Source organism: Kluyvera cryocrescens NBRC 102467, assembly GCF_001571285.1.
Classification (GTDB): Bacteria; Pseudomonadota; Gammaproteobacteria; order Enterobacterales; family Enterobacteriaceae; genus Kluyvera; species Kluyvera cryocrescens.
In genome coordinates this window covers 1-6,500 of sequence record NZ_BCTM01000068.1, presented here as the reverse complement: position 1 = coordinate 6,500, position 6,500 = coordinate 1, and the positions used below count along the sequence as shown (strand labels likewise).

The following is a 6,500-nucleotide window of genomic DNA, read 5'->3' as shown; positions in this document are numbered from 1 at the left end:
GTGGTAAAGGTTTCATCACCCCTTCCGATGGTCGAAAAGACGTTCTGCTCCACATATCAGCCTTCTATAGCAGTGAATCTGAATCACTCCAACCGGGACTTCGCGTCGAATTTTGTCGTATTAACGGTCTCAAAGGTCCTATGGCCGCCAATGTGTATCTTTCCTGATTCACCGCGCGCTTTCTGACGCAAGCCTTTCCAGGATCGTGATGCGGCGCCAGGTAATCTGTATGTCATCCAGTAGCGTGAATGAGTAAGCGACAACGCCCTACTCTGTGCGCGCCCCTTTCGGCACACAATTCTGGTACACTCAATCCACACCAAAATGAAAGGATAAGACCATGCCAACAGATCGATTTGCCAAAAAGCACTGGAAGATGGTGTTAGTCCTCATCGCCATTTGTGGTGCTATGCTGTTGCTCAGGTGGGCTGCGATGATATGGGGTTGATAATAGAAAAGCAGATCGGCGTGGAAATAGCATAATTAAACACGAGCCGACATTATTATCGCCGACATCAGAATACATACAAAAAATGCTATTCATTGATGTGCATTGACAATATGTGCGAGAAAAATTTAATTAGCCTGACGATTTAATGACAAAAACTGAAGTTCTTTATTTTCAAAAAGAATAATGGCAGCAAGAAAAACCGGTACAACTCTACCCGGTTTTCTCTGCCGATATTAATAATCAATAGAAAATCAAATTATTACAGCACAGAATTATTAGGACCAACCGCCCGCAACCAGGGTGTGCACGTTAAATGCGTCATCCATGGACTGACCGGTAGATTGAGAGCCCGGAGCGATGTTAGAACCGGCTTCGACGTCATACGCGCTGGAGATACCAACGTGCTGGGCAGTCGTTACGGTAGAGGTAGAACTGGCAGGCTGTGATGCAGGTTCAGCAGCGAATACGCCGAAAGAAAGTGCCGACAGCAGAATAGCTGCAGATGCGATTTTGATATTTTTCATAATGTTTATTCTCTGACTTGATTAAGACTTCGAAATGCTAAGGCATCATATTGCCCTTGAACATAGTCTAGATCCAGATCACACTTTTGGCTAGTCAAAATATTTAGCTATTCGTGTCAAATTTACTGAATATATGTCAGGAAGGTCGAATGTGGAGATATTATGGAGAACTTGTATTTTTAATTAAATAAAACAGCGGTTGTATTTAATAATAACACTAAACGATAAATATCAGAACACAGGCCGGGTATTCCCGGCCTGAAAATTATTACATGGTGTAACCCAAAGTCAGCGATGTACGGCGATCGGTATGGTTTGGCGCCGTTGCCGGTGGCTCGGAGTTCCAGGTTACGTTATACGCAACCTTCAGGCCAAAGTGTTCGTTAATAGCAACACTGAGTGCGGTCTCAGAGTTCACGGTGGTATCGTCAGCGCCCAGCACGGAGACACCCTGGCTAAACTTGGTGGTATCCGTCATCTGCCAGGCATAAGCGCCGGAAGCATAGCCCAATGGCTGGGTTTCCGTATTACCATCGGTATACTCATCATAACGTACACCCGGACCAAATTCGAAACGCAGACTGTGGATAGGACCGTTCAGGAACTGATGACCGTAACCTGCAGTAAAGACATCACGCTCATGATAGCCATTGTAGCGGTCGGTCAACCAGCTCGCCTGACCAAACAGATAGTCCACGCTGGTCATATTGTAACGACTACGTCCGCCTACCGAATATTTTTCAGAGGAGCGTTCATCATTAGCCGAGGTGTTGCTGGCAGAGCCCCACAGGGACCATGCTGTCGATTCACCGTACCAGGTCAGCGTAGAATCAGCAGTTGCCGAAGAGCTTTTTGTATTGCCTGATTGCGCGAGATAGCCCGCATTAATATCGCCTTCAAAAGGCTTTTTAGCGGTGCTTGGGTCATCCATGACAGTAAAAACGGTATCACTGGCGGTTGCATACGCAGACGCAAACACGCCTCCCAGCAGCACAACCGCTACCGGTACTGTCTTCAAAAGCTTCATTTATTAAGAGTCCGTACAACAAAAAAGGAGACGATTTCGTCCCGGAAACTTTCGCGAGGATCAACGACGGGGTGGTCCATAGAAAGGCAACAAATTATAAAAAGGCACGTATAACATAGCAATCTTATTCTTCTGTCATTTTTTGAATAAGAACAGCCTGAAAACATATTTTCTTTTATATTAAAAAATAGCGGGAATTTACCATTCTCTATAAAAATCATGCTGTTGATTCTTTCTTTATCAGCCGGTAAGTGCCAGACTGAAAACCGATTGGTTTAAGAACAATCCATCGGTACATAAAGGGAGGTTATCGCAATGGTAAATATTTACACGCTGACGCTCGCCCCTTCTCTCGACAGCGCCACCCAAACGCCACAAATCTATCCGGAGGGAAAGCTTCGCTGCACTTCTCCCATTTTCGAACCGGGCGGCGGCGGCATTAACGTTGCCCGCGCCATCACTTTTCTCGGCGGCCAGGCAACGGCAATTTTTCCCATCGGTGGCGCAACCGGCCGGCACCTGGTTGAACTGCTGCAGACAGAACATGTCCCGGTTGAAAGCGTCGACACTCAGGAGTGGACGCGGCAAAACCTCCACGTTCACGTTGATGCCAGCGGCGAACAGTATCGTTTTGTCATGCCCGGTGCCACGCTTCACCAGGACGAACTGCAAAAATTGCAGGATAAGGTGACCCATATTCCCACCGGCTCGCTGCTGGTGATCAGCGGCAGCCTGCCGCCTGGTGTATCGCTCGAGGCATTCGTCGCGCTGATAAAAGCCGCTCAGCAGCAAGGACTACGCCTCATCATTGATAGTTCCGGCGATGCGTTAGCCGCCGCGTTAGAAATCGGCCATATCGAGCTCGTTAAACCCAACCAGAAAGAACTGAGCGCGTTGGTGCAACGAGAGTTGGTACAGCCTGATGATGTCCGCAACGCCGCGCAGGAAATTATCCGCAGCGGTAAAGCACATCGCGTCGTGGTCTCTTTAGGTGCGCAAGGGGCATTGGCCGTAGATGCGAACAGCTGCGTGCAGGTTGTTCCTCCTCCAATTAAAAGCCAAAGCACCGTCGGTGCCGGCGACAGCATGGTGGGAGCCATGACGTTAAAACTGGCTGAGAATGCCGATCTCAAAACCATGGTGCGCTATGGCGTCGCGGCAGGCAGCGCAGCCACCATTAATCAGGGTACTCGTCTGTGCTCACGCGACAACACGCAAAAGATTTTTGACTACCTGCAACAGCACTAATTGCACAGTAAATCGGGCTCACGGGGCTTCCCGTGGGTCGCGAAATAGCCGTAATCGACTATGCTAACAAAACTCCATTGTTAACAATGGAGTGCATCACTGTGGTTGACCCATCGTCGCATTAAGTGACGCACCATACGTTCGTAGCACAAACGTAAGCACTCAGCCTGGGTTTTCGGCAGCTTTTTTATCCGTTGTGCGGTATAGCTCGAATTTTACCCTGTACTTATGCGCTAACCTTATGATATGGCAGAAAACATGGGGAGAGACATCATGTGGCAAGCGATCGGTAGCCTGTTAGGCGAGCAACTTGGAAGTGGCGAAATCGAACAGCGCAATGAACTGCCAGGCGGAGAGATTCATGCCGCATGGCATCTCAAATATGCTGGCCGGGATTTTTTCGTTAAGTGCGATGAACGTGAATTACTGCCCATTTTTACCGCGGAGGCTGACCAGCTCGAGCTGCTGTCCCGAAGTAAAACCGTGACCGTCCCGGAAGTTTTTGTCGTCGGCTCAGACCGCGATTACAGCTTTCTGGTCATGGAGTATCTGCCGCCGCGTCCGCTGGATGCGCATAACGCCTTTCTTCTGGGGCAACAGCTTGCCCACCTGCACCAATGGAGCGATCAGCCCCAGTTTGGTCTCGATTTTGACAACGACCTTTCCACAACGCCGCAGCCAAATGCCTGGCAACGACGCTGGTCGAACTTTTTCGCTGAACAGCGGATAGGCTGGCAGCTCGAGCTTGCTGCGGAAAAAGGGATGAAGTTTGGTGATATCGACGCTATCGTCGAACATGTCCAGCAAAGGCTGAGTTCGCATCAACCCCAGCCGTCACTACTGCATGGCGATCTGTGGTCAAATAACTGTGCGCTGGGGCCAAATGGCCCCTATCTGTTTGATCCTGCCTGCTACTGGGGCGATCGCGAATGCGATCTAGCGATGCTGCCCCTGCATCCGGACCAGCCACCGCAAATCTACGACGGCTATCAATCCGTCTCTCCGCTTCCCGCTGATTTTCTTGAAAGACAACCGGTCTACCAGCTGTATACCCTGATTAACCGGGCTATCTTGTTCGGCGGGCAGCATTTGGTGGTGGCGCAAAAAGCGCTGGATAACGTACTGGCCGCATAACGACAAAGCCCCCTTTCGGGGGCTTTACGCTTAGTTCATCTGCACGCCTTTCAGGCGGAACTCAATATTCATAATCAATCCAGTCCCGGGTTTCCCCGCTTCATAGCGCCATTTCCGCATCGCGGTTTTAACATCGCGCTCAAACATGTTGGACGGCTGCGCAGACAGAATTTCAACATTATCGACGCGACCATCAGCGGTCACATCAAATTTCACCCGCACTTTACCCTCAATACGCAGCGCCTGCGCACGCGTCGGGTAGCCCGGCTGCTGGCGATTCAATGCGCGAGGTCCGGTTGGCGCATTCACCGAAGGCGCGCTGGCACCCGGCAAGTTATTTGCCACTGAACGCGCTGGTGGAGCCTCTTTGTTCACCGTCGACAGCGGGCGCTGTTCAACCGGTTTCACTTCCGGCTTCGGCTGTTCCACTTTTTTCACCGGCTTCGGTTTAGGCTTCGGCTTAGGTTTCGGTTTGTGAATAACGACCGGCGCCTGCGGTACCTCTGGAATAGGCTGTGGCTCAGGTTCTGGTTCAGGCTCAACAACCGGCTGTGGCTGTTCCACAGCCTGCGGTGGTTCTAAATCAGCGGGAGCTACCATCGTAATGGTAATCGGCTGAGCGGGAGCCGGCAGTTCAATAACCTGATGTACCGAGGTATAAAGCAGACCCGCCACGACAGCTCCGTGGATACCAACAGAGAGTAGCGTCGGCCATGGAAAGCGGCGAGGTAAATCAAGGGTCATTGCGGTCATAGTCGTTACAGTTGAAAAATGAGAACTCGATTTTAAATGCAAATAGCAATCATATTCAATAAGACATCTTATCTTCGGTCAACTTTCTACCGGGGTTGGCGAAAAAAACCGCGCAGAATCACGACTTTTCCCCATGACAAAACTTTGCATTGCAGTCACTGTCGCTTTCCCTTACCGTAATCCGCAAATTATTTAAACAGGAGTTCTGCCCGTGCTTTACGTCATCTATGCCCAGGATATCGCCGACTCTCTTGAAAAACGTTTGTCCGTACGCCCTGCTCATCTGGCGCGACTGCAGCTGCTGCACGACGAAGGCCGTCTGCTCACCGCAGGCCCAATGCCGGCCGTCGACAGCAACGATCCCGGTGCCGCAGGCTTTAGCGGTTCCACTGTGATTGCGGAATTTGAATCTCTGGAAGCGGCCCAGTCATGGGCGCAGGACGATCCGTACGTTGCGGCAGGCGTCTACCAGCAGGTATCGGTGAAGCCGTTTAAAAAAGTATTTTAGTATAAAATTAAACCCAACAAAATCAATGCATTAAAACAACATCATCTTTATCATTAAGTTAAAAGGGCACAAACGAGTACACATTGTTTGTGCCCTTAGTTTTTTTATTACCCCTGATACATCTCGTTATATGCTTTACCTACCTGCTCTTGAATTGAGGCGCTTCTTAAACTGCGGCGCGTCAATCGTCAGCATGCGATCCGATGATTAACAGATGCCGTTACACCTATTACCTTCGTTTACATTGGCAGGGAATTTTTTATATAGAGTAGATATCCCTGCATCGAAAATTATGGCTACCTGCTTTCGGTCCATTCCTCCTTCTATTAACCTTCCCATTTGCGCCCATTCATCTTTGCTGAATTTAGGCCGCCGGCCACCAATTCGACCTTCTGCACGCGCAGCGGCTAAACCGGCTCGGGTACGTTCGACGATCAGTTCTCTTTCCATCTCGGCCAGAGCACCCATAACGTGAAAAAAGAAACGGCCCATTGGTGTGCTCGTGTCTATGCTATCCGTCAGGCTGCGAAAATTAATCCCTCTATCCCGCAATTCTTCCACCAGCACTATAAGGTGCCGCATGCTGCGGCCAAGGCGATCAAGTTTCCACACTACCAGCGTGTCGCCCTCACCAAGAGTTCTGAGCACTTTTTTCAGGCCTGGCCGATCTGATGTTTTTCCGCTCATTTTATCTTCAAAAATTAGCTCACATCCTGAGCACTCGAGCGCATTTCGCTGTAATGCGGTGTTCTGGTCATTTGTTGACACCCTGACATAGCCAATCAGCATCGATTTCCATCCTGTAAAAGGGAGAGATCATGCCATCTGAATGGAAACCATGCATTTTCTTAAAGG

The 6,500-nt window shown here is 49.8% G+C and carries 9 protein-coding genes; 5 read left to right on the top strand and 4 right to left on the bottom strand.

The window, feature by feature from the left end; genetic code table 11:
• Together KCR01S_RS24740 and yniD are read left to right on the top strand one after the other, a co-directional pair.
• Positions 1-167, top strand: a 167-nt coding sequence (locus KCR01S_RS24740) for a cold shock domain-containing protein (protein ID WP_072277227.1), incomplete at its 5' end; no start/stop codon positions are given.
• 173 nt (positions 168-340) lie between these two features.
• A complete protein-coding gene (gene yniD / locus KCR01S_RS25275; RefSeq protein ID WP_112203840.1) occupies positions 341-448 on the top strand; it encodes a small membrane protein YniD in 108 nt (35 codons plus the stop codon).
• A 278-nt stretch (positions 449-726) separates the two neighbouring features.
• On the opposite strand, the gene KCR01S_RS23380 is transcribed toward yniD, so the two are convergent.
• Together KCR01S_RS23380 and KCR01S_RS23375 are read right to left on the bottom strand one after the other, a co-directional pair.
• Positions 727-975, bottom strand: a complete 249-nt coding sequence (locus tag KCR01S_RS23380; RefSeq protein ID WP_061285244.1) for a hypothetical protein — start codon at positions 973-975, stop codon at positions 727-729.
• Positions 976-1,243: 268 nt separating this feature from the next.
• Positions 1,244-2,002: a DUF481 domain-containing protein gene (locus KCR01S_RS23375; protein WP_061285243.1), complete on the bottom strand. Its 759-nt coding sequence runs from the start codon at positions 2,000-2,002 to the stop codon at positions 1,244-1,246.
• A 315-nt stretch (positions 2,003-2,317) separates the two neighbouring features.
• On the opposite strand from KCR01S_RS23375, the gene pfkB reads away from it, so the two are divergent.
• Both pfkB and KCR01S_RS23365 read left to right on the top strand, forming a co-directional pair.
• Positions 2,318-3,250 carry a 6-phosphofructokinase II gene (gene pfkB / locus KCR01S_RS23370; RefSeq protein ID WP_061285242.1) on the top strand — a complete coding sequence of 311 codons (933 nt, stop codon included), beginning with the start codon at positions 2,318-2,320 and terminating at the stop codon, positions 3,248-3,250.
• 273 nt (positions 3,251-3,523) lie between these two features.
• Entirely contained in the window at positions 3,524-4,384 is an 861-nt protein-coding gene (locus tag KCR01S_RS23365) for a fructosamine kinase family protein (protein ID WP_061285241.1), read from the top strand.
• 30 nt (positions 4,385-4,414) lie between these two features.
• Here KCR01S_RS23365 and tonB read toward each other — a convergent pair whose 3' ends face one another.
• Complete coding sequence (gene tonB / locus KCR01S_RS23360) at positions 4,415-5,128, bottom strand: TonB system transport protein TonB (RefSeq protein WP_061285245.1); 714 nt, start codon at positions 5,126-5,128, stop codon at positions 4,415-4,417.
• Positions 5,129-5,348: 220 nt separating this feature from the next.
• On the opposite strand from tonB, the gene KCR01S_RS23355 reads away from it, so the two are divergent.
• Positions 5,349-5,645, top strand: coding sequence for a YciI family protein (locus KCR01S_RS23355; protein WP_061285240.1), 297 nt, complete (start codon positions 5,349-5,351; stop codon positions 5,643-5,645).
• Between the two features lie 207 nt (positions 5,646-5,852).
• Here KCR01S_RS23355 and KCR01S_RS23350 read toward each other — a convergent pair whose 3' ends face one another.
• Positions 5,853-6,434: a recombinase family protein gene (locus tag KCR01S_RS23350; protein ID WP_061285239.1), complete on the bottom strand. Its 582-nt coding sequence runs from the start codon at positions 6,432-6,434 to the stop codon at positions 5,853-5,855.
• Positions 6,435-6,500: the final 66 nt, after the last annotated feature.

Coding starts and splice junctions, on each gene's coding strand:
- yniD (WP_112203840.1), top strand. CDS start 341: ATGCCAACAGATCGATTTGCCAAAAAGCACTGGAAGATGGTGTTAGTC.
- KCR01S_RS23380 (WP_061285244.1), bottom strand. CDS start 975: ATGAAAAATATCAAAATCGCATCTGCAGCTATTCTGCTGTCGGCACTT.
- KCR01S_RS23375 (WP_061285243.1), bottom strand. CDS start 2,002: ATGAAGCTTTTGAAGACAGTACCGGTAGCGGTTGTGCTGCTGGGAGGC.
- pfkB (WP_061285242.1), top strand. CDS start 2,318: ATGGTAAATATTTACACGCTGACGCTCGCCCCTTCTCTCGACAGCGCC.
- KCR01S_RS23365 (WP_061285241.1), top strand. CDS start 3,524: ATGTGGCAAGCGATCGGTAGCCTGTTAGGCGAGCAACTTGGAAGTGGC.
- tonB (WP_061285245.1), bottom strand. CDS start 5,128: ATGACCCTTGATTTACCTCGCCGCTTTCCATGGCCGACGCTACTCTCT.
- KCR01S_RS23350 (WP_061285239.1), bottom strand. CDS start 6,434: ATGCTGATTGGCTATGTCAGGGTGTCAACAAATGACCAGAACACCGCA.